Source organism: Pseudomonas sp. B329 (assembly GCF_023127835.1).
GTDB classification, from domain to species: domain Bacteria; phylum Pseudomonadota; class Gammaproteobacteria; order Pseudomonadales; family Pseudomonadaceae; genus Aquipseudomonas; species Aquipseudomonas synxantha_A.
The window spans coordinates 132,428-154,214 of record NZ_SPKP01000058.1 but is presented as its reverse complement, the minus strand read 5'-3'; the positions used below and the strand labels follow the sequence as shown (position 1 = coordinate 154,214).

Below are 21,787 nucleotides of genomic sequence, written 5' to 3'. Positions count from 1 at the left end.
TCACCTCTGACGACGGTGCTGTTGGATCAAGTCGATGCGGGTGGCCGTGCCCATGGAGTCGCGCTGCCCGTTCACACTGGTGCCGATGGAGCCATTGTGCAAGGCAACGATCTCGCCCGTATCAACGCTGATCAGCGGTGAGCCTGAGGTGCCGGGCTTCTTGAAGGCATCATGGTAGACCGTGCCCTGATTACGGCTGTCCTGGTCGTATCCCTTGAGTGTGGTGGGTTGGCCCTTGGTATTTAGAAATGAAATGCCGAGGGCCTCTTGCCCATGGTTGGGCATAAAGACTTTCTGCCCAGGCGATGCTTGGGGGCCGGAGGCCAGCTTCAGGGGCGGGAACTGCTCGGCCAAGGCTTTTTTCTCGCCGACGGGCAAGTCGACACGCAGCTCGGCGTAGTCCAACCGTGCATCGCCACTGAGCGGGTTGGGGTCCAGCGGCACTTTGCGCTCTACCTTCATTCGGCCGGTGCTGTCTTGTTCATACCCCAGCCACAGTTCGAGCTTGCTGCCTTTGGCCAGCGCGTCGCGCACATGTTGGTTGGTCAGTACGCTGTTGCCATCGTTGATCAGCGAGCCGGTACCCAACGAACGGGTATGCACCCGTTCATAGCCCCATGAGTCCCGTGTGACCGTCACTTCGCGGATACTGCCCACGGCCCTGGCCGCGGTATGCATCGGCGTGCCCTTAAGGGATGCGTTGGCGTAGTTCTGCAAGGAGAACGGCGCTTGTTGTGGGGCGAGCATTGGCTCGGGGCGGGGCTTGTACGGTGCTGTCTGCGCTGGCGTCGGCGGTTGCGGAGTTGTTGGCGGTTGCGGCGTAACCCGGGCGGGTGGGGTTGGCACACGGTTCGGCTGGGAAGCTCGGCTGATCACGTCGTTTGGCTTGATTGGCCCTTGGCTCTTGATATACAGGTCGGCTTGGCCCGAGCCATCCAGGTCAATCGCCAGGCTGTGCTGGCGCGTGTTCGGCTCATAACCAAGCAACGCCTCGCCCGGCCGGCCGCTGAAGCGGCGCACAAACTGCAGGTCCTTGATACCCGCGGCCTGCAGCGCGGCAGCCACATCGATCTTGTCCTGCCCGCTGGTGAAATCGGTGATCAGGTCGGGGCGTTGCGCGGTCGACTCGCTGGCGTTGTTATACACAAAGGTATCGCTGCCCTGTCCACCGGTAAGGGTGTCCTGGCCCAGGCCACCGGTCAGGCGGTTATCGGCGTGGTTGCCGATGAGTCGATCAGCACCCGTGCCGCCGATGGCATTTTCCAGCGTCACGCCTTTGGCAATGGAGACGTTGCCTTTCATGCCGCCCACATCGGAGAAGTGTTCAGCCTTCAGGTTGATGGTCTGGTCCTGATGAAACCGCGAGAAATCCAGGGTGTCGTTGCCGCCCCCATCCCACACGCTGAACACGGGTGCGTCGTCCGCTGAGTTGAGGCTGAGAAAGTCGCGCCCGGTATTGGAGTTGAAGCCGTAGACCGTGTCGGTGTCGCGGGTTTTGTAATTGGCACCGTAGAGCTTTTGGATGGCGGTGATGTCGTCCATCAGCGGCGCGCTGGCATAGTGAGTTTGGCGGTTTTTGTTGTGATCATGGCCCAGATGACCTGCCCACCAGTAACTCATCAGGCTGTAGGCGCGGTTGTCCTCGGCGTAGCGGGCGTTTTCAGCGTAGCTGCCGCCATTGTTGTATTTGCCGGGATGCATGAGGCCCAAGGTGTGGCCGATCTCATGGGCCAGCAGGTACCGGCTGAAACTACCGTGAGTGAAGGGTCGATTTATGCCGTCTGACGCGAACCAGGCTTGGGTGCCATCGCTGTAGATGCCCGGATAAGACGCATGGCCCGACAGGCCGGTCTGGTTCGGGTCATTACCCAGTAACAGCTGCCCATTGGCCTCGGGTGCATTCTCAGTGAAGGAGATATTGGCGACATCCGCCCAAGACTGCATGGCGCGCCTGGCCTGCTCTTTTTGCGACGGTGAGAACTCGTTAGCGCCGGTGGGTGTGCTGTAGGTGGCTTGTGAAGGTGTGAAAAAACGATAGCCGATAGGTGTGGTGCCGTCTGGGTTCTGCACTTTCCAACGATAGCCCGTTCGAGTGATTTGCTCTGCCGCTTGCTCGGTGGTGTAGGACGGCTTGTCTGAAGCGGCCCCGACATAGCTCGGGCGTTCGGCGAATGAGGGCGGCTCATAGCGGTGTGTTAGGTTATTTTTTACGGAGTTCATCGCGATTTCTCTGATGTAAAAAGGCTCCAAAGACGTCAAGAAACAGGCTGTTCTGACAGGGAGGCGAACTCTCGATATGTGGCTGGTGGTAATGGCAGGTTCACCCGGTTGTGTCTCGAAGTGTGACGCAGCAATTGGGCGAAGAAATAACCGTGGTTAACCCGTACCGGTGCTGCGTTACGTCTGAGCTGTTGAACGGATCATTCATTCACGAGGTTCAGCCCATGTCCCGCTCTGTGCTCCTGCTGCGTCCTGCTGCCCAAGGTTTTGCCGTCACCCTGCTGGTGGCGCTGGCTGGGTGTGGGCTGTCATCGTCCCCCGAAGTCGCCAAACCGATTGAACCGGCGCCTCTCGCCGAACTTCACAGCGCGCCGATCCAGAATGCAGTGGTCAAGCAAATGGCGATGCCGGCACCGATGGCGGTGCGAGAAATGGCGACGATGGACTACCGCAGCGAACCCCGCGAGCAATACGCCAACCTGCCGGATAACCCGGTGCATCGCGTCGCCGAGACCCCGGTCTCCACCTTCAGCATCGACGTCGACACTGGCAGCTATGCCAACGTCAGGCGCTTCCTCAATCAAGGTCGCCTGCCGCCCGAAGACGCCGTGCGATTGGAGGAAATGGTCAACTACTTCCCGTACAACTACGCACTGCCCACCGATGGCTCCCCATTTGGCGTCACCACCGAGCTCGCCGCCACGCCCTGGAACCCGCGTACAAAACTGCTGCGCATCGGTATCAAGGCCTCCGATAAAGCCGTGGCAGAATTGGCGCCCGCCAACCTGGTCTTCCTGGTGGACGTGTCCGGCTCCATGGACCGCCGCGAAGGCTTACCGTTGGTCAAAAGCACGCTGAAATTACTGGTGGACCAACTGCGCGATCAGGACCGCGTGTCACTGGTGGTGTACGCCGGTGAATCCCGCGTGGTGCTCAAGCCCACCTCGGGCGTTGAAAAAGCCAAGATCCGCAACGCCATCGACCAACTCACCGCCGGTGGCTCCACCGCAGGCGCGTCCGGCATCGAACTGGCCTACCAAATGGCCCGCGAAGGCTTTATCGATAAGGGTATCAACCGCATCCTGCTGGCCACCGATGGCGACTTCAACGTGGGCATCAGCGACTTTGACAGCCTCAAGCAAATGGCGGTGACCCAGCGCAAAAGTGGCGTGTCCCTGACCACCCTCGGCTTCGGTGTGGATAACTACAACGAACACCTGATGGAACAACTGGCCGACGCGGGCGATGGCAACTACGCCTACATCGACAACCTGCGTGAAGCGCGCAAGGTGCTGGTGGAGCAACTCAGCTCGACCCTGGCCGTGGTCGCACGGGATGTGAAATTGCAGGTGGAATTCAACCCCGCCCAGGTCAGCGAATACCGACTGCTGGGCTATGAAAACCGCGCCTTGAAGCGTGAGGATTTCAATAACGACAAAGTCGATGCCGGCGAAATCGGCGCAGGCCATACAGTGACCGCGCTGTACGAAATCGTGCCCAAGGGCGAGAAGGGTTGGCTGGAGCCGTTACGATATGCCAATGCACCAACGGCCGAAGGTAAATCCGCCGAGCTGGCGATGCTACGGGTGCGCTACAAGCCCGCTGCGGGCGGCAACAGCCAATTGATCGAGCGCCCTATCGCCAATCAGGCCACCCCGGCCAGCGACGACCTGCGCTTCTCCTCAGCTGTTGCCGCGTTCGCCCAACAGCTCAAGGGTGATGGCCGCTACACTGGCAACATGAGTTTGCAAGACACTGCCACACTGGCGCGCTCGGCCCGCGGCGATGACCCGTTCGGGCTGCGCAACGAATTCGTGCAACTGGTCGAATTGGCCCAAAGCCTCAAACCCTGATCTCGCTCACAACCGAGATCAAATGTGGGAGGGGGCTTACTCCCGATGGCGGTGTGTCAGTATCCGATGTGCTGTATGACCCACTGCTATCGGGAGCAAGCCCCCTCCCACAGTAATCCTGCTTCGGCTGACAAAAAGGAGTTCGCCCATTACATGGCCGTCCCAGACGATCCACCCAGCGACGAATCGCTGTTGGCCCGCTACCGAACCGGCGACGCTGGCGCATTTGAAGCCCTCTACACGCGCCACCGCCAGGGCCTGTACCGCTTCCTCGTGTCCCTGTGCAACAAAGCCGAACTGGCTGAAGAAATCTACCAGGACACCTGGCTCAGCCTGATCCGCAGCACCACCCAGCCACAAGGCCGGGCGAGTTTTCGTACCTGGCTGTTCCAGATCGCCCGCAACCGCCTGATCGACCACTGGCGCAAGCACGGCATCCACAACCCCTTGCACGACAGCTACGATGAACAGCTGCACGCCCAACCCGACGACAGCGCCGGCCCCGAGCAACAACTGAGCCTGAGCCGCGACCAGGCGCGCCTCGACGCCGCCCTGCAAGAACTGCCCGAAGACCAGCGCGAGGTGTTTTTGTTACGCCTGCATGGCGACCTCGAAGTGCCGCAAATCGCCACCCTCACCGGCGCCCCGCTGGAAACCGTAAAAAGCCGCTTGCGCTACGCCCTGCAAAAATTGCGGCGCCTGCTGGCCGAGGAGGTACCTGTATGACTGACCCCCGACACACCCCGGACGACGCGCTGCTCCAGCACTACCGTCAACACAGCACCGGCGAACCGCCCGCGTCCCTCGACGCCTTCATCCTCAACGCCGCCCGCCGCGAAGCCCCGCAGCCGCAACCCAGCTTGTGGCAACGCTGGCTGCAAGCCTGCCAACGCCCGCGCTGGCAAATGGCATTCGCCACCGTCGCCGGGTTGGCGCTGATGATCGGCGTGGTCATGCGCTCCCCTGTGCCGCAACCCGAAATCTCAACTGCGACATTCTCTGCGCTGCACCACGAAGAAGGCGCCCACCCAGCGCCGCAAGCGCTTTCCGCCCCCGCGCCAATGGCCCGCATGGCGATGGCGCCCCGGGTTGAAAGTGCTCCAGCCCAGGCTGAAATCGCTGACGTAGTGGCGGCCCCGCCAGCGGAAAGACTCAGCAAGGCGGCGCCGAGTGCGTTGCCATCGTTGGAGCAGGAGTTGCAGGCCATCGTGAGGCTGCGTGAGGCAGGGGAGAGCAAGGCGGCTGATGAAAAGCTGTTGGCGCTGCATAAGCGCTTTCCAAACGAAGACTTGCCGGCGCGGTTGGAGGTGTTGCGCAAGCGCTGAGTCGAAACGCACAAAAAAGCCCCAGATCTCACGATCTGGGGCTTTTTCATTTCATATCTGGTGCCCCGGCGTCGTTTGAACTGAGCAGGTAAAGTCCCGTATCTACTGGGTATTGTTGGGTGTGTTTCGGTTAGGCATACACGTAGGCATACATGAGGCCGTTTCCTAGGCGGGTTTAGGGGCGCTTGGACCAGCGTCCCCATTAGACTTTTTAGAAGGTGTTTTAAGTTCGGGCTTGAGCAACGTTTTTCTCATCACGCGGTTTGAGGCATTGTCGATTTTGTAGACAGTATCTTTGATTTGGAGGTAGGTCGATTTTGTATCGGCCACGATCAGCCGACCGGTAAGTGTCTCTTTCTGATCTGTGACAATAGTGTGCTCTCTTGATAGTCCGTAGCTTGCTTTCACCCCAGTTTCCGCTTGGTAGCGTTCTTCTGCCCGTTCGATGCCGTTCCGAACGGCTAGCGTTGGGGCGAGAAATATCAACATAAGCACGACGCCTACCAGAATGCTTCTTTGGACCATGCTCCCAAACGATCTGGCGTCGTGCATCGCAAAAAAGAGAAATGTGACAGCCGCACCTATGCAAATAAATACGGCCCCTGGGATGTACGCGCCGAGCACGGGAACCTTATCTACAGTGCCCATTAGCCCGGAGAGCGTGTAGCTGTATCCGTACACCAGCAGCGTAGGAGTGCCAAGCTCAAGCTCACTCGTTCCTATACCAAATTGCTCGTAGTACGCCGCAAGATCTAGATAACCGCAGACGATTAGAATTGCCTGCGACACCACGATTAGGAACGTCCCGAATTTAAACACGAGATCGGCGTCGATCCTTTTCGCCTGATTAGCTATGGTGCTGACCTTGTCGAGGGGAGGTGGTCCCGCTAGCGGCTGCACTATGTTGATCGGGGTGGTGAGTTCTACCCGAACCGTTCTATCGCGTTTCCAGAACATATCCCTCATCCTTGAAACTATGGAGGCAGAGACGATAACTAAAGCGGCGATGGGATGCTAGAAGTCGCCGGGGACCCTGAGGTTTTAGCTAAGGTACGGGGCATGAAACCCGCGGGATCGAGGTAGCGGCAGCCGCACCAGCTTACTGAAATTTCAACGTTGAAATTGAAAGGATCTTGAAGAGAAAAGGGCATCCTTACCGGATCTGTAACGGTCATGGGTTTCGTTCAGGATAGTGAACGATTGTCCTGGTCAACTCGGTCAACCAGTCAACTAACTTTGGAGCCCAGCCACTAACGAGATCTGGCGGGTTCTATGCCCCGTGTCTATCCGAAATGCCCAGGGTCCCCAGCGGCTTTCCGATTCATAGGGCAAATGCACTGGTGAACAGCAGTTCACCCGGTTCACCTGTTCACTAAGCTGGGCGCCTTTCCGCTAACACGATCACGCGGGTTTCCTACCCCGTGACAAACGAAAGTGCGCAGGGCCCCCCGCTGTCTAACCAAACCCTAGAGCATGATCGATCTCCCTCGCTGAAGGAGCAATACTAATGGGGCTCGGGGGATACCCTAATAAAACCGTGTTACGGGTGTTGCGCGTGTTACGAGCGTCTGTAAGTATATGATTTTAAATGATTTATTTTGCGTTACACAGATGTGTTTCGTTTGCCGATAGACGTGTTACATGGCAAATAGGTGTTACATCAAGAACTGCTCTGCGAGGACCGGTTTATGATGATTAAGGCGACTGTTAACGGACCAGAGTCTTTCGCTTAGAAGGACCGCTACCGGCCAGAATCGGGCTCCTACCTAAAGGTGTATAGAAATCTCGAGGCGACTCAGAAACACCGTAATATTATCGCGCCATTAGATCGGATTTAGGTACTATTCAGTTAGGTAGCATCTGGGGACATGAAATGGACTTCACCTTCATCATTGCGCAGGCCTGCGGCACATTGGCTTGGTTCATCTTGGCTGCCCTGCTTATTGGCCTGCTCAAGTCTCCTTGGGCCAGGGGACACATTGGCGAGCTCCTAGTGCCGCTGTTCGCTCATTGGCAACTGGACAAGCAAACCTGCCGCGGCCTGCGCAACGTCACCCTGAACACGCTAAACGGCATCGTGCAGATAGACCACGTGTTCCCCTGCCCTACGGCAATCTCATTGCCTTCATCGTTATGAAGTCAGGTGATTTTTGGAAGTAAAAAAGGAAACCTCGAAAGGAGTAGAAACATGGTGGTACCACTGGATGGCGTCCTGAGTCAGGCCCAGCGAGAGAGCTTGGAAATTGTCAGCTTTATCTTCCATATTATCGATGCAGATGCAGGGGAGGATGAAGACGTTATTTTCCTCGATGAAGTGCAACTACAGGCTACCCAAAAGAAGTTCTTTTTGGATCGGCTGCGTGATATCGCGGAAGGCACGCAATATGTGTTCAAGCAGGACGCTGTAAACCTAAAAGAGAAGTGCCAACAACTGATCGAAACGCCGGATAGATTCATCGAGCTTTCACGCCAAATTACCACGGATTTTTCTGGTCGCCACCAAGGGCAAATGTCGGCTGGCGTATTCATTGTGTCCACTGTGAAGTACCTAGTGTCTCCACATGATTGGAGGCAGCTTGTTTTCTTAGTGAAAATGGACAAACAACCCTCGTTTACTTACAGCTACGAGGAAAAAGATGGACGAAGAGTAGCTGTTATTCATGAGGTTCAGAACTCTCTCAATGAGAACAAGAACGCCATTCAGAAAAGCGCCTTGATTGATGTCTCTGACCGGTTCGCGTGGGATGTATTAGCTTTTGACCGGGTGAAGAAACCGGGACTGGGCGACTACTTTAGAGCTTTTCTCGGCGTAACAGAGCGTCAGCAGGACGCTGTGTTAACGAGGACGGCGCATGGTCAGGTACGGAAATGGGCGAAAAAGCTGACAGCTGAACAGTTACCGCCAGGGGAGGATCTGAATACCTTTGCGGGCAGGTCGCTCAACTACCTCAATGATCATGATGTCTTTGAAACAGACGATTACCTTAACGCTGTGGTACGTGACGAAGATGCTGATCGTAAGGCATTGCTCATGGGGTCTTTGCGGGAGGCTCTTGCCGAAGCAGGCGTTGCAGGACAACAATTCCGCCCCCAGCCTGGATCTTTGCGTACTAGCGAACGAAAGCAGGTCTATCAAACGCTTGAGGGTGTCACCATCTCTTTTGAAGGCAGCGCTGAAGCGGTTGGTATGGCCATCGAGCAGTTAGGTAATGGCCGCGCCCGAGTTACCATTGAAACGAATCGGTTGGATGCCAAAGGTTGAGAAATCATGCCCGCTATAGCGGATCTACTTAAAGCGACCCTTGAACTGCATGGTCACGCCACGCAATTCTTTGATGAGAGCTTTCGCCTCACGGTGGAGGGCGACTCGCTGAGCGGAGCTGTGAAAGCAATTCTCCAACAGATCGACGCGCTAGCCAGACAACTCGGTATTGACGCACCTATCGTCATGATTTCTGGGGCGGCAGTGGATACCGCCGAACTGGCATCAGATACCTTCGATGACGAGCCGTGGAGGCTGATCTTTGGCAAGTCTCCACTCGCTCAGAAAATGTGCGCCAGGGACGATGAAAATACGCTGTTGTTCTTCACGCCTGAAGGCTTCATGGATTGGGCGGGGCGAATTGACCCATTCCAATTTCCCGGTAGAAATGAGCCCGACCTGGCTCGCCCGACGACGATTCGAGTTAACGGATTGGCCGCCGCATTTGGTGGGCCATTGCTTTGGGTATTACCGCCGACAGAACAGGCGTCGGGCGTCCCAGCCAACAAACTGCCTGATCAGTCCGATGTCCATGGGTTGATCCACACCAATGCAGTGAAGCCACTTCGGGTTTGCCCAAGCGCCTATGCGCTAACATGGGGAAATATCGGCAGCGTAGCGGCGAAGCCTCTGGTTCGCTTGAGCGCATGCGTCCTCGCTGCATGTTTAGTTCAAGAGCTGAAACACACTGACGATGGTTATGACGCCATACTTCGAGGCACCAAGCGACTTTTATTGCCGCTCTGCGACCGCAGTCAAGAGGCAAGTGCCGATGCCCTTTCTTTGCTGACAGAGGCCGTCTGCTGGGTCTATGAGGAGCGTCCTGAGACCCGCCTTAGACTTGTCATGGATCGGTTGTCCATCGACATTGAGGAAGACCAGACGCTATTAGCAGGAGCCGAGAAGTATCTTGCAGTAGCACTGCAGCAAGCCCGCGATAGCTACACCTTTGTGATTCTCGACCGAAAGGATGCCTATCACAAAGAGGTTCGCGAACTCATGAAGGATATGAAGTCGCAAGCTGACCTGTATGCGACCAAGGTCAGGGACTTGGTGAGCTCGCTTACCCGAGACATTCTCAGTGTCTTGGTTTTCATTGGGTTTTCATTCATAGGTAAGTTTGATCAGAAAAATATTCACGCGCTGCTGGAAAGCACCGAGCTGTCTCTGCTGGTTAAATTTCTAGCGGGTTATCTCGTGCTGTCCTGTGTTCTTCAATTCAGCTCGCATCTACGAGATGCATCTCTTGCATATCAAGAGAGCAGAACCTGGCTCGATGTACTGCAGCATTACTCTTCTCGATCTGATAAGCAGGACAGATTTCTCACGCCCATAGACAGACGCCGAGTAACCCTTTTCTTCGCTATAGGAATTGTTGGAGTGATTTACGTCATACTGGCGTTTATTACTTGGAATCTCCCCTTTGTCATCGAGTTACTGCTTGCTCAGTAGTAGACGCTATCTCTTATTGCATGAAAAACCACCTGGCGTACAGCACCGAAAGGACTATCTCAGAGAAGTAGACGCGTAGGTGTTCTGCCCATTGCAGCGGGCGGAAATAACGTTTGAGCTCAGGTCGTCGTGTCTTGAGCGAGTTTTTATGTATGTCTGCGCACTACGTCCAACTTGTCGACATCAACCACTACCTCATACTCTATTGATTGATTCGAAAATAAAACATGCTCTCTAGGGTATCTCGTTTCCAATACAATCCTGCTACTTTCATCAAGCCAGTCCTGTCCTAAATAGTTTGTGTACGCAAATTTTTTTGCGATATTTAACGACGTAGTCCACGCTTGCCCGAAGGAAAGTTTTTCAAGCTCGCTAATGTCGCACCCTCGATATAGAGTAAAAACCTGAGGTAATGAATCAATGTCATTTGGCTCCAATACTTCTGTGAGTATTATTTTGGGGTGCCAACATTCATTTTCTTGGCGCGTATAAAGTTGATGCAGGCCATTGTATGCATAACACATAAATGAATACCGCAAGGCGTCGAGTACCTGAAGTACCTCACTGTTCACTATCTTGTCAGTAATCTCGAAAAAGTGCGCATTTATAGACTCTTCGGCCTGATTGTCCTTGAAGTATGTAAGGTCTTGGCGCGTCCCTGATACCTCGAGCTCCTTAATTGCTTCGATGTATTTTGATACTGCGGCAGTCGCAATATTTTTGAATTCGAAAAAGAAAGGTTCGTTCAGCTTCGACTCAATTGATTCAACAACTATTTTCATGTTTTTCGACATGAAGTCACGATCGGCATCTATAAACACTAGCTGGGCTCCCATAACGTCGGAAATCAGCCACCCGTTTTAGCAGGGCGACTGCATTAATTTGTTGGATTTATTTCTCTTGGAAGGCATCAATACCTCGCATGGTTAGCTCAAATACTCGTACTGTTGGAAAACATTCAACGGATGGTGGGCGGGAATGATTACCTCCTTGAGCTTTCAAATGGATTTAATATGCGGCTACTCCATTTGAAGGCTCAATTTTTTGACGCTTCCAGAATTTACTGGATGTTTTGTGCGCATTCCACGCCATCCGGCCACCCAGCCCACCAACATCCGGCCACCTATTCCACGCTCATCCGGCCGGGCAGTCGGAGCGCAGCGACGCAGGTTTGCATTGTTAGTCTGAAGTCTCTGTCGCCGTCAATTTCGTTGCGCGTCTGCGCATCGATTCGCCCTTCAGTTCGATCCGATAAGCGTTGTGCACCAGCCGGTCGAGGATCGCATCGCCCAAGGTCGGATCGCCGATCAGTGCGTGCCATTTGTCCACCGGCATCTGGCTAGTCACCAGCGTCGAGCGGTTGCCGTAGCGGTCGTCCAGCAGTTCAAGCATGTCGCGCCGCTGAGCAGCGGTAAACGGCGCCAAGCCCCAGTCATCCAGGATCAGCAGGTCGGTCTTGGCGTAGCCGGCCATTAGCTTGGCGAAGCGGCCGTCGCCGTGTGCCAGGCCCAGTTCTTCCATCAAGCGCGGCAGGCGCAGATAGCGCACGCTGTAACCGTCGCGGCAAGCTTTATGAGCCAGCGCGCAGGCGAGCCAGGTTTTGCCTACGCCCGTCGGCCCGCCGATGATCAGGTTCAGGCCATCGCGCAGCCACTGGCCGCTACCCAGTTGCAGGATCAGCGCCTTGTCCAGGCCACGAGGGCTGCGGTAATCGATGTCTTCCAGGCAGGCGTTATGGCGCAGTCGTGCGGCTTTGAGGCGAGTCGTCAGGCGGGCGTCTTCGCGCTCGGTCAGCTCGCGGTCGACCATCAGGCCGAGGCGTTCGTCGAAGCTGAGATCGTTGATGTCGGGCGTTGCGTGTTGTTCGCCAAGCGCCTTGATCATGCCGTGCAGGCGTAGGATTTGCAGCTTGTCGAGGGTCGGGTTAGGCAGCATGTTCGTGCTCCTTTTTCAGTCAGTGGTAGTAGCCAGGGCCGCGCAGATTGATATGTTCATCGGGCAGTAACGGCAGGTTTTGCTGGGCAAGAGGTAGCCGTTCCAGGCCTTGGCGCAGGATCGATTCGAGGCTCTTGTAACTGCATGCGCCTAGGGCCAGCGCACGTTGGCAAGCGGCTTCCAGCCGCTCTTCGCCGTGCTGTTTGCTCAAGCGCAGGATGCCCAGGCAGGCGCGGAAGCCATGCTGCGGATGGATTCGGCGTTCGAGGATGTAGGCGATGACACCGGCCGTATTCGGGCCCGTCTGCTCAGCCCAGCGGATCAGCCGCTGGGGCGTCCACTCGGCGTGTTCGCGGTGACTTTTGGGCATGTGCTCGGTGTGGGTAGTGTGGCGGCCTTTGTGCGGCGAGCGCAGATGGCTGGCCACGCGCTGGTTGGCGTGGAAGCACTCGACGGTCTGCGCGGTCAGGCGTACTTCGAGTTGGTGTTTCACCAGTTGGTACGGCACGGAGTAAAAATGGCCGTCGACTTCGACGTGGTAGTCGATGTGGACTCGCACCTTTTTCCATTCGGCGTAGACATACGGATGTTCTGGTAGCGGTTGCAGCGCGGGTTGGTCGATGGTCTCGAAGGCCGAGCGGCGTGAGCCGGGCAGTTTCTTGAAGGGCTTCTGATTGAGGCGATCCAGCAGCAACGCGATGGCTGTGTTGAGTTCGCCCAAGGAGAAGAACTGGCGGTTGCGCAGCACCGCCAGTATCCACCGCTCGACGACCTGTACGCCGACTTCAACCTTGGCTTTGTCCTTGGGTTTACGCGAGCGCGCGGGCAGCACGGCTACGCCGTAATGCTCGGCGAGATCGCGGTAACTGGGGTTGATATCCGGCTCGTAGCGATGCGCCTTGGTCACGCCACTGCGCAGATTGTCGGGCACCAGGATCTGTGCGGTGCCGCCGAAAAAAGCAAAACAGCGGGCGTGCGAGCCCAGCCAGTCGGGCAGTTTCTGCGACCAGGTGGCTTCGGCGAAGGTGTAGCTGGAGGCGCCCAGCACGGCGACGAAGATCTGTGTTTGGCGAATTTCGCCGGTCTGCCGGTCGATGACTGGCACCGTTTGGCCGGCATAGTCGACGAACAGCTTTTCACCTGCGCGATGTTCCTGGCGCATGACCACGTCGACCTTGGCGGCCCAGAGCCGGTAGTGCTCGCAGAACCAGCTGTATTGGAAGCCTTGCGGATGGGCGAGTCGATATTCTTGCCAAAGCAGGGCCAGGGTTACGCCGGGGCGGCGCAACTCTGCGTGGACATGAGTCCAGTCCGGCATCGGACGTTGATCGCTGGGGACGTCGGGTGGTGGCGGAAAAAGACGCTGCTGCAACTGCGCCTCGCTCGCCGCACACGGCCAAGTCAGCCCGCTGGCAGCAAAGCGATTGAGGTACTCACCGATAATTGCGCGACCCACCTGCAAGCTGACAGCGATCTGGCGAGCAGATAGGCCGACCTCAAACTTGAGACGTAGCACTTCCTTAATTTTACGCATGGATAACCGCTCCACGACGACCTCTCTGCTTCGATAAAAGAGGTCGATGGTAGTGAATTAATCCTGCGTTGCTGCCTGCCTTGTGGGTGGCCGGATGGCCGTGGAACGGGTGGCCGGATCATCGTGGAATCAGTGGCCGGATGTTCATGGAATGGGTGGCCGGATGCCCGTGGAATCCGCAATGTTTTGCTTGCGCCAGTTATCGACCGCAATCGAAAGACGCTTGTCTTTAACCGGTTGTTGCCATTCGTCCCAGAAATTTACCGTACCGGTCAAAAGGGGACAGATTTATTTTCACCCAAGCTGAAACCGCAGAGCTACTGGTGGGTATACCAGCGGCGAAACCTAGCAGGTCCGGCAGCTTACATTGCACGTTCAATACTCGCGGGCCATCATGAAGCTGCATAAAACACGGCATCCGATGAGAAGCTGCTGGTGCTGCGTGGGCGCTTTCCGAATTACGATTTGCCGGCGCGGCTTGAGGTGCTGCAGAAACGCTGAATCACCACCCACAAAAAAGCCCCAGATTTCTCAACCTGAGGCTCTTCCATTCCAAATCTGGTGCACCCGGCGGGATTCGAACCCACGACCCCTGCCTTCGGAGGGCAGTACTCTATCCAGCTGAGCTACGGATGCTTGTGCGGGCGACATCATACCCATGTCGACCTGATGCGTCCATTCCGGCATTTCCCCCGCCCCCTGTCGTCCATTTCCGACAAAAAATGGCTAATCGCCACCCTCATTCACAACTCCCCGCGCCGCACGTCCCTTTGTTTGCTTTGCTCTTGTGGCTTTAACCCGCTTCCACGCCGCAATTCCTCAGGTGAACGCATGCATTCCAAAGGAACCGTGATGCTCGATCTCCCGCTCAGACAAACCCTGCTGGCTCGCTCCGATTTGTTTCGAGGTATGCCGGAGCACCTCTTGCGCTACGTTGCCACCCATATGGTGGAGCGCACGCTGGATGATCGTGAGCTGTTGTATTTCAAGGACGACACACTCGAATTTATTGCGTTGGTGGTGGAGGGTCGGATTTATTCGGTGGTGCATGGGCCGGATGGGCGCGAGCAGATTATCGGCAGCACTGGGGCCGGGCAGGTGGTGGGGGAGACGGCGTTGATCAAGGATCATGGGCGCGAGTCTTCCACCTTTGCCAGTGGCCCTACGCGCTTGTTGCAGTTGGGTAGCCGGCATTTTGCTGTGCTGTTTGAGGAACCGGCGTTTCTGCGGCGTTTGTTGATGTTGATGATGCTGCGTTTGCTGCACGCCATCGAGTTGCTGGAGTTGGTGTGCCTGCATCGGCTGGAGTCGCGGTTGGCGCGGTTTCTGTTGGCCAACCTGGGCGAGATCGACCTGGCGCTGGCCTTGCCCAGTGTGTCGCTGCCCGCCAGCCAGGGGGTGTTGGCGTCGATGCTGAATACCAGCCGCCCCAAGCTTAATGTGCAGCTGCAGTTGTGGCGCCGCAGTGGCGTGATCAGCGGCAATCTGGAGCGCATGGTGATCAACGATCTTGAGCATTTGCGGCGCAAGGCGTTTGCCTTGAATTAGTTGCCGCAGTGTTCCCCAGGTAACAGCGTACCCCCGTCGAGCCCTCGCAGACTGGCCCTTCATCAAGGATGCACAGGAGTGCTGGCGATGGGGATGACTGTTGAGTTCAAGGATCAATGGGCTGCCGATGACCGTTTGTTCGAAGCGAGTTGGCGCGCCGTGCAGGGCGAGCTGAAGCGCCGTGCGCTGCGACGGGCCAAGGGCAATCTGGATCAGGGCCAGGAGTGGTTGTCGGCCACAGCGATCAAGGCCCTGTTGTTTTTTCGGCGTTCGCCGGAGCGCATTCGTGACCCTGAGGGGTTTCTGTTTCTGGTACTCGATCATGTGTTTCTCGACAGCTTGCGGCGCAGCAAGCGCGAGGGGCGGCTGTTCGATGATTCGGTGGATCTTGAACACGATCACTTGGCCGCGCTCGCCGCGCCCTGCGCTTCGGTGCTGGAGCGGGTGGAATGTTATGAGCGCCTGGAGCAGATCGAGGCGCACGTCGCACGGTTACCGCTGTTGCAGCAGCGTTTGTTCGAGATGCGTTTTGTCGACGACCTGCCTTACCCGCAAATCGCCGCCGAGTTACACGTGAAGCTACCGCTGGTGCGCAAGCGTGTGCAACTGCTGCGCAGTGCTTTGCGCTGAAGGTGATTCACAGACGTTGGCGTGGGGCGTTCTAGTGATATGAGCGCAGCACGCCGCCGCTATCCACACCCAAACCTGGGTGAATGCCATCAAGGAGAGATGTATGACAGAGGTCAACAGCCAGATCACCGACGCGGTCACTCAAACCAACGTCAAGGTGGTGGCCGAGGCGCCGGCCCAGGCCATCGCGTCGCTGTACCAGGTGGCCAGCAGCGCGGCGGGCCTGTCGTTGCAGAACGCGGTCAATAGCCAGCAGGCGATGAATCAGATTTCCAACGCGGTGATCTCCAAGGCCGTGGCGCTGATCATGCAGATTGGCGAGAAGGGCTGAGGCCTCGGGAGATTGATTATGTCGTGGTTCAGCAGAAAGAAACCCGCCGCCTCCCAAGCAACGCCCGCCGCCGACCCGCCGCCGCCAGCGCCCGCTGCACCGGCCTCGCGCTCGATCATGGCGCGCATGAACGAGCACCTGCTCAACCAGGTAAGCACGCCGTCGCCCGATAGCACGGCGGCGCTCAATAGCCAGATCGTGCAGGCGGTGCAGTTCACCAACGCGCAGAACTTTGCCTATGCGCCGGCGCAGATCGCGGTGCCGGCCGACATGATGATCAGCCAGGCGGCCGGGCTGGTGGCGCAGGCGGCGGCGGGGTACTTCGACGGGGTCAGCAAGATCGCCCTGGCGGCCCAGGCCGTGCTGCTCCAGCAAATGACCGAGAACATCGTCAACGACAACCTGCCAGGCGCTGCCGAAGACGCCTTGGGCGCCTTGGCCACCGACCTGCTGGTGGGCGCCGCTGCCGCCGTGGCCGCCGCCGCCGGAGCCATGGAAGCCGAAGCCGCCAGCGTGGCCATCGACAAGATCGACCAGAGCATCGCCAAGTACGCGAGCACCCTGGCCAACCGGGCCGCGCCAGCGGCCTGAACCCAGCACAGCGCTCCAGCGTTCGGCTGGGGCGGTGCAACAGCAACTTGAAAGCAACTTTTCTTGAGTGAGGAGCGACATCATGCAGCCTGGAGATATTATTTTTTCTGTCAAACAAGATGACGACAGCGCTACGCGGGCGTTTATCAAAGCCGGTCAACTGGTCAAGGCCAAGGTGTTCTCGCAGGACACGACCTACCTGAATGTGGTTCACCCGGCGATTGCGGTAAGCGACACGATGGTGATCGAAAGTGTCGGCAGTGGCCTGGCCCTGACCGACCTGAGCCTGGAAAAACCGCCGCGCTCGGCGATGGTGTTTTCCTGCGTGGATACCGAACTGGGCGAGGCGGCGACGGTAGCTGCCAAGCAGTTCTACTTCGACAAGATCGGCGGTGATATCCGGGGCCGCTATAGCGTGTGGAACGCGATGATCTCAGCCTTTCGGCGCTGGACTTCCGATACCAGCCTGGTGACGCGGATCAACGAGTCCATCGACATCGGCAGCGGGTCCTTTTGTTCGCAGTTCGCGGCCAACTGCTATGAAGTCGGCAACCTCTACAACGAGGCCAATCTGCTGCCGCCTCCGCCTGCCATTTTCCCCAACCAGCCTAGCGCCATAACGCCTGCGGAGTTGGCGACCTTCTGTGATTCCTCGCCGCACTTTTACTTTGCAGGGTTCTGGCAGGACAACGTTGAGGTGCGGCTTTAGCGGCGCTGTTGCCGCCCAGCCAGTGCCGCAGGAGGTTCACATGCAGCCACCGGTTCTATCCAGCGCTGATCGCCAGCGGCTTGAGGCGATGCTGCGCAGCCCGCAGATGCTCGAGGGTGCGCCGCGAGCCATCGTTGACGAAAGCCTCAAGCGCGCGGTGCAGGTGCTTGAACAATCGAAGACCAACGAGCAGGCCATTCGCCAGGCCGCCCAGCAGAGCGAGGCGGCGGTACGCCAAGCGCTGAATGGCGCGCCCGATCAAAGCGTCGAGCAGTTGGATCTCAAGCGTGAAGTGAACAAGGAGATCCAGCAGTTGATCGCACGGATCGAGGCCGCCCGGGCCGGACCTGCGAAATCCTGAAGCCACAGGTTTCACAGCCCTTGTTTGGCAACGTTCATTGATGAACACGGAATGCACCGTGTACTAAATAAGGAAATTGATCATGGCATTTGTTAACGAGCAAATTACCGACGCGGTCACCCAGACCAACGTCAAAGTGGTGGCCGAATCGCCAGCGATGGCGATGAGCACCATCTATCAATCCATGGCGCAGGCCACGGCGATTCTGTTCCAGAACGCCGTGTCGGCCCAACAGCAGCAAAACACCCTGGCCCAGGCGGCCACCAACCAGGGCGTGATGCAGATCTACAGCGTCGATACCACCGCAGGTGCGGCGGCCACCGAGAAAGTCGCCCAGGGCGGCGTGTCGGATAACCTCACCAGCCTGTTGACCGTGCTCAAGTCTTTCCAGCCTTAAGCACTGAGCGATAACGGATGTTGTTCTTTCTCAACCCAGGAGTTTCAACCATGAGTACAGTCAGCCCGCAAATCACCGATGCCGTCACCCAGACCAACGTCAAGGTGGTTGCCGAATCACCCGCGATGGCCATGAGCACCATCTACCAATCCATGGGCCAGGCCACGGCGATCCTGTTCCAGAACTCGGTCTCGGCCCAACAGCAACAAAACACCCTGGCCCAGGCGGCCACCAACCAGGGCGTGATGCAGATCTACAGTGTCGACACCACCGCTGGCGCCGCGGCCACCGAAAAAGTCGCCCAGGGCGGCGTGGCCGACAACTTGACCAGCCTGCTGGCCGTGCTCAAGTCGTTCCAACCTTAAGCTGCGAGGTCCCCAACGGCCCCGGCGCCCACAAGGCTCCGGGGCTGTTGTCGTGTGTGCGCTTGATCTGAAAGATGAGCCGGATGCGCCATATTCGTTCTTTTTTTCGAACATCCTATTGCCCTGTACCCCCATTGATCCTAGGATTCGTTTGAGATTTCAAACGCTCTGTCTCCCGTGCGCACTTTCATTTCTTCTGCGCGCTGGGGCTGATTTCCCTGACGGCAGCCCACAAGGCGCCTTTCAACAACTCTAATTCGCTCCGCGTGCGCGCGGTGCTGTTAAGGAAAGCCGACATGCAGCTCAAAGATACCCAATTGTTCCGCCAGCAAGCCTTTATCGATGGCGCTTGGGTCGATGCGGACAACGGTCAGACCATCAAGGTCAACAACCCCGCCACGGGCGAGATTCTCGGCACCGTGCCGAAGATGGGCGCCGCGGAAACCCGCCGCGCCATCGAAGCCGCCGACAAGGCCCTGCCGGCCTGGCGTGCACTCACCGCCAAGGAGCGCGCCAACAAGCTGCGCCGCTGGTTTGAACTGTTGATCGAAAACCAGGACGACCTCGGCCGCCTGATGACCCTCGAACAAGGCAAGCCACTGGCCGAAGCCAAGGGCGAAATCGTCTACGCCGCCTCCTTTATCGAGTGGTTCGCCGAAGAAGCCAAGCGCATCTACGGTGACGTGATCCCCGGCCACCAGCCCGATAAGCGCCTGATCGTGATCAAGCAGCCTATCGGCGTGACCGCAGCCATCACCCCGTGGAACTTCCCTGCAGCGATGATCACCCGCAAAGCCGGCCCGGCCCTGGCCGCCGGCTGCACCATGGTGATCAAGCCGGCCTCGCAAACCCCCTTCTCGGCCCTGGCCCTGGTTGAGCTGGCGCACCGCGCCGGTATCCCCAAAGGCGTGCTCAGCGTAGTCACCGGCAGCGCCGGCGATATCGGCGGCGAGCTGACCAGCAACCCGATCGTGCGTAAATTGTCCTTCACCGGCTCGACCGAAATTGGTCGCCAGTTGATGGCCGAATGCGCCAAGGACATCAAGAAAGTCTCCCTGGAGCTGGGCGGTAACGCGCCGTTCATCGTGTTCGACGACGCCGACCTGGATAAGGCCGTCGAAGGCGCGATCATCTCCAAGTACCGCAACAACGGCCAGACCTGCGTGTGCGCCAACCGTCTGTACATTCAGGATTCGGTGTACGACGCCTTCGCTGAAAAGCTCAAGGTGGCGGTGACCAAATTGAAGATCGGTAACGGTCTGGAAGAAGGCACCACCACGGGCCCGCTGATCGACGAAAAAGCCGTGGCCAAGGTTCAGGAACATATCGCTGATGCCCTGAGCAAAGGCGCCACGCTGCTGGCCGGTGGCAAGGCGATGGAAGGCAACTTCTTTGAGCCGACCATCCTCACCAACGTCTCCAAAGACGCCGCCGTGGCCAAGGAAGAAACCTTCGGCCCGCTGGCGCCGCTGTTCCGCTTCAAAGATGAAGCCGACGTTATCGCGATGGCCAACGACACCGAGTTCGGCCTGGCCTCTTACTTCTACGCCCGTGACCTGGGCCGTGTGTTCCGTGTGGCCGAGGCCCTGGAGTACGGTATGGTCGGCGTCAACACCGGGTTGATCTCCAACGAAGTGGCGCCGTTCGGCGGCATCAAGGCGTCGGGCCTGGGCCGTGAAGGCTCCAAGTACGGGATCGAGGATTACCTGGAAATCAAATACCTCTGCCTGGGTATCTAAGGCGCGGGATTGCAGTAAACGCAGAGGGCACGAGAGCGCTGTCCCTTTGCGTGTTTCACATCGTAATTCGTAGTGGCCGGGAAAGCTGGGGCAGTCGATCATCGAATGCTGCCGTAGTTGCCTCCCCGCCACGTATGCCTTGGACCACGCCACCCGATGAGTGGCGAATGAGGACTTTATGAGCAAGACCAACGCTTCCCTGATGAAACGCCGCGAAGCCGCTGTACCGCGCGGTGTTGGCCAGATTCACCCGATCTTCGCCGACTCGGCGAAGAACGCCACCGTGACCGACGTTGAAGGTCGCGAGTTCATCGACTTCGCCGGCGGTATCGCCGTGCTGAACACCGGCCACGTGCACCCCAAAATCATCGCGGCCGTGACCGAGCAGTTGAACAAGCTGACCCACACCTGCTTCCAGGTATTGGCCTACGAGCCCTACGTCGAAGTGTGCGAAAAAGTCGCCGCCAAGGTGCCGGGTGATTTCGCCAAGAAAACCCTGCTGGTCACCACCGGTTCCGAAGCGGTCGAAAACGCGGTGAAGATCGCCCGCGCCGCCACGGGCCGCGCTGGTGTGATCGCTTTCACGGGCGCTTACCACGGCCGCACCATGATGACCCTGGGCCTGACCGGTAAGGTCGTGCCTTACTCGGCCGGCATGGGCCTGATGCCAGGTGGCGTGTTCCGTGCGCTGTACCCGAACGAACTGCACGGTGTGAGCGTCGATGACTCGATCGCCAGCATCGAACGCATCTTCAAGAACGATGCCGAGCCACGTGATATCGCTGCAATCATCATCGAACCGGTACAGGGCGAAGGCGGTTTCTACGTCGCGCCGAAAGCCTTCATGCAGCGCCTGCGCGAACTGTGCGACAAGCACGGCATCCTGCTGATCGCCGACGAAGTGCAAACTGGTGCCGGCCGTACCGGTACCTTCTTCGCCATGGAACAGATGGGCGTTGCCGCCGACCTGACCACCTTCGCCAAATCCATCGCTGGCGGCTTCCCACTGGCCGGTGTGTGCGGCAAGGCCGAATACATGGACGCCATTGCCCCAGGCGGCCTGGGCGGTACCTATGCCGGTAGCCCGATTGCCTGTGCGGCAGCCCTTGCGGTGATGGAAGTGTTCGAAGAAGAGCACCTGCTGGACCGCTGCAAGGCTGTCGGCGAGCGCCTGGTGACCGGCCTCAAGGCCATCCAGGCCAAGTACCCGGTGATCGGCGAAGTGCGTGCCCTGGGCGCGATGATCGCGGTCGAGCTGTTCGAAGACGGCGACACCCACAAGCCAAACGCTGCCGCCGTTGCCTCCGTGGTGGCCAAGGCGCGTGACAAGGGCTTGATCCTGCTGTCCTGTGGTACTTACGGCAACGTGTTGCGCGTACTGGTGCCGCTGACCTCGCCGGACGAGCAGTTGGACAAGGGTCTGGCGATTATCGAAGAGTGTTTCTCCGAACTCTGACACGCCCCGCTTCTACGAAAAGCAAAAAAACCGCTTCGGCGGTTTTTTTGTGCCTGCTTCATTTTACGCACGCGGCGGC

At 58.0% G+C, this 21,787-nt stretch carries 20 protein-coding genes, 1 tRNA gene and 1 pseudogene; 16 read left to right on the top strand and 6 right to left on the bottom strand.

Going from position 1 to position 21,787, the window contains the following annotated elements:
* Window positions 1-2,220, bottom strand: coding sequence for a M10 family metallopeptidase C-terminal domain-containing protein (locus tag E4P00_RS25775; RefSeq protein ID WP_248133310.1), 2,220 nt, complete (start codon window positions 2,218-2,220; stop codon window positions 1-3).
* 224 nt (window positions 2,221-2,444) lie between these two features.
* Between E4P00_RS25775 and E4P00_RS25770 the strand changes: the two genes are divergently transcribed.
* The 3 genes from E4P00_RS25770 to E4P00_RS25760 all read left to right on the top strand — a co-directional run bounded on the left by E4P00_RS25770 (window position 2,445) and on the right by E4P00_RS25760 (window position 5,398).
* Complete coding sequence (locus tag E4P00_RS25770; RefSeq protein WP_248133309.1) at window positions 2,445-4,073, top strand: VWA domain-containing protein; 1,629 nt, start codon at window positions 2,445-2,447, stop codon at window positions 4,071-4,073.
* Window positions 4,074-4,226: 153 nt separating this feature from the next.
* Entirely contained in the window at window positions 4,227-4,799 is a 573-nt protein-coding gene (locus E4P00_RS25765) for an RNA polymerase sigma factor (protein WP_032878478.1), read from the top strand.
* Window positions 4,796-5,398: a hypothetical protein gene (locus E4P00_RS25760; RefSeq protein WP_248133308.1), complete on the top strand. Its 603-nt coding sequence runs from the start codon at window positions 4,796-4,798 to the stop codon at window positions 5,396-5,398. Before E4P00_RS25765 ends, E4P00_RS25760 begins: the two co-directional genes overlap by 4 nt.
* 165 nt (window positions 5,399-5,563) lie before the next feature.
* On the opposite strand, the gene E4P00_RS25755 is transcribed toward E4P00_RS25760, so the two are convergent.
* Entirely contained in the window at window positions 5,564-6,355 is a 792-nt protein-coding gene (locus E4P00_RS25755) for a hypothetical protein (RefSeq protein WP_248133307.1), read from the bottom strand.
* Between the two features lie 916 nt (window positions 6,356-7,271).
* On the opposite strand from E4P00_RS25755, the pseudogene E4P00_RS25750 reads away from it, so the two are divergent.
* From E4P00_RS25750 to E4P00_RS25740, 3 genes and pseudogenes are all read left to right on the top strand, one after another.
* Window positions 7,272-7,496 (top strand): annotated as a pseudogene (locus E4P00_RS25750) (nuclease); the annotation flags it as partial.
* A 90-nt stretch (window positions 7,497-7,586) separates the two neighbouring features.
* Window positions 7,587-8,660: a nucleoid-associated protein gene (locus E4P00_RS25745; RefSeq protein ID WP_198707021.1), complete on the top strand. Its 1,074-nt coding sequence runs from the start codon at window positions 7,587-7,589 to the stop codon at window positions 8,658-8,660.
* 6 nt (window positions 8,661-8,666) lie between these two features.
* On the top strand, window positions 8,667-10,112 hold the full coding sequence (locus E4P00_RS25740; RefSeq protein ID WP_248133306.1) for a hypothetical protein: 1,446 nt from the start codon (window positions 8,667-8,669) through the stop codon (window positions 10,110-10,112).
* A gap of 146 nt (window positions 10,113-10,258) precedes the next feature.
* On the opposite strand, the gene E4P00_RS25735 is transcribed toward E4P00_RS25740, so the two are convergent.
* From E4P00_RS25735 to E4P00_RS25720, 4 genes are all read right to left on the bottom strand, one after another.
* Window positions 10,259-10,933, bottom strand: coding sequence for a hypothetical protein (locus E4P00_RS25735; RefSeq protein ID WP_248133305.1), 675 nt, complete (start codon window positions 10,931-10,933; stop codon window positions 10,259-10,261).
* Between the two features lie 358 nt (window positions 10,934-11,291).
* On the bottom strand, window positions 11,292-12,047 hold the full coding sequence (gene istB / locus E4P00_RS25730) for an IS21-like element ISPsy14 family helper ATPase IstB (protein WP_057711072.1): 756 nt from the start codon (window positions 12,045-12,047) through the stop codon (window positions 11,292-11,294).
* A 19-nt stretch (window positions 12,048-12,066) separates the two neighbouring features.
* The gene (gene istA, locus E4P00_RS25725) at window positions 12,067-13,581 is read right to left on the bottom strand and encodes an IS21 family transposase (RefSeq protein ID WP_248133304.1); all 1,515 of its coding nucleotides are present in this window, start codon (window positions 13,579-13,581) and stop codon (window positions 12,067-12,069) included.
* Between the two features lie 559 nt (window positions 13,582-14,140).
* Window positions 14,141-14,217, bottom strand: a tRNA-Arg gene (locus tag E4P00_RS25720).
* 216 nt (window positions 14,218-14,433) lie between these two features.
* On the opposite strand from E4P00_RS25720, the gene E4P00_RS25715 reads away from it, so the two are divergent.
* The 10 genes from E4P00_RS25715 to gabT all read left to right on the top strand — a co-directional run bounded on the left by E4P00_RS25715 (window position 14,434) and on the right by gabT (window position 21,708).
* On the top strand, window positions 14,434-15,129 hold the full coding sequence (locus E4P00_RS25715; protein WP_248130072.1) for a Crp/Fnr family transcriptional regulator: 696 nt from the start codon (window positions 14,434-14,436) through the stop codon (window positions 15,127-15,129).
* A gap of 87 nt (window positions 15,130-15,216) precedes the next feature.
* Window positions 15,217-15,759, top strand: coding sequence for a sigma factor-like helix-turn-helix DNA-binding protein (locus tag E4P00_RS25710; RefSeq protein WP_050989018.1), 543 nt, complete (start codon window positions 15,217-15,219; stop codon window positions 15,757-15,759).
* A gap of 103 nt (window positions 15,760-15,862) precedes the next feature.
* On the top strand, window positions 15,863-16,090 hold the full coding sequence (locus tag E4P00_RS25705) for a RebB family R body protein (protein ID WP_003187543.1): 228 nt from the start codon (window positions 15,863-15,865) through the stop codon (window positions 16,088-16,090).
* Window positions 16,091-16,108: 18 nt separating this feature from the next.
* Entirely contained in the window at window positions 16,109-16,681 is a 573-nt protein-coding gene (locus E4P00_RS25700; protein ID WP_078819992.1) for a hypothetical protein, read from the top strand.
* 82 nt (window positions 16,682-16,763) lie between these two features.
* Entirely contained in the window at window positions 16,764-17,390 is a 627-nt protein-coding gene (locus E4P00_RS25695; protein ID WP_003187547.1) for a hypothetical protein, read from the top strand.
* A gap of 40 nt (window positions 17,391-17,430) precedes the next feature.
* A complete protein-coding gene (locus tag E4P00_RS25690; protein ID WP_248133303.1) occupies window positions 17,431-17,751 on the top strand; it encodes a hypothetical protein in 321 nt (106 codons plus the stop codon).
* 82 nt (window positions 17,752-17,833) lie between these two features.
* The gene (locus tag E4P00_RS25685) at window positions 17,834-18,148 is read left to right on the top strand and encodes a RebB family R body protein (protein WP_005783676.1); all 315 of its coding nucleotides are present in this window, start codon (window positions 17,834-17,836) and stop codon (window positions 18,146-18,148) included.
* 50 nt (window positions 18,149-18,198) lie between these two features.
* Window positions 18,199-18,513, top strand: a complete 315-nt coding sequence (locus E4P00_RS25680; RefSeq protein ID WP_003187551.1) for a RebB family R body protein — start codon at window positions 18,199-18,201, stop codon at window positions 18,511-18,513.
* A 296-nt stretch (window positions 18,514-18,809) separates the two neighbouring features.
* Entirely contained in the window at window positions 18,810-20,252 is a 1,443-nt protein-coding gene (gene gabD / locus E4P00_RS25675) for an NADP-dependent succinate-semialdehyde dehydrogenase (RefSeq protein ID WP_032878469.1), read from the top strand.
* A 178-nt stretch (window positions 20,253-20,430) separates the two neighbouring features.
* Window positions 20,431-21,708 (top strand): 4-aminobutyrate--2-oxoglutarate transaminase, encoded by a 1,278-nt coding sequence (gabT, locus tag E4P00_RS25670; protein WP_005783681.1) that lies wholly within the window; start codon window positions 20,431-20,433, stop codon window positions 21,706-21,708.
* Window positions 21,709-21,787: the final 79 nt, after the last annotated feature.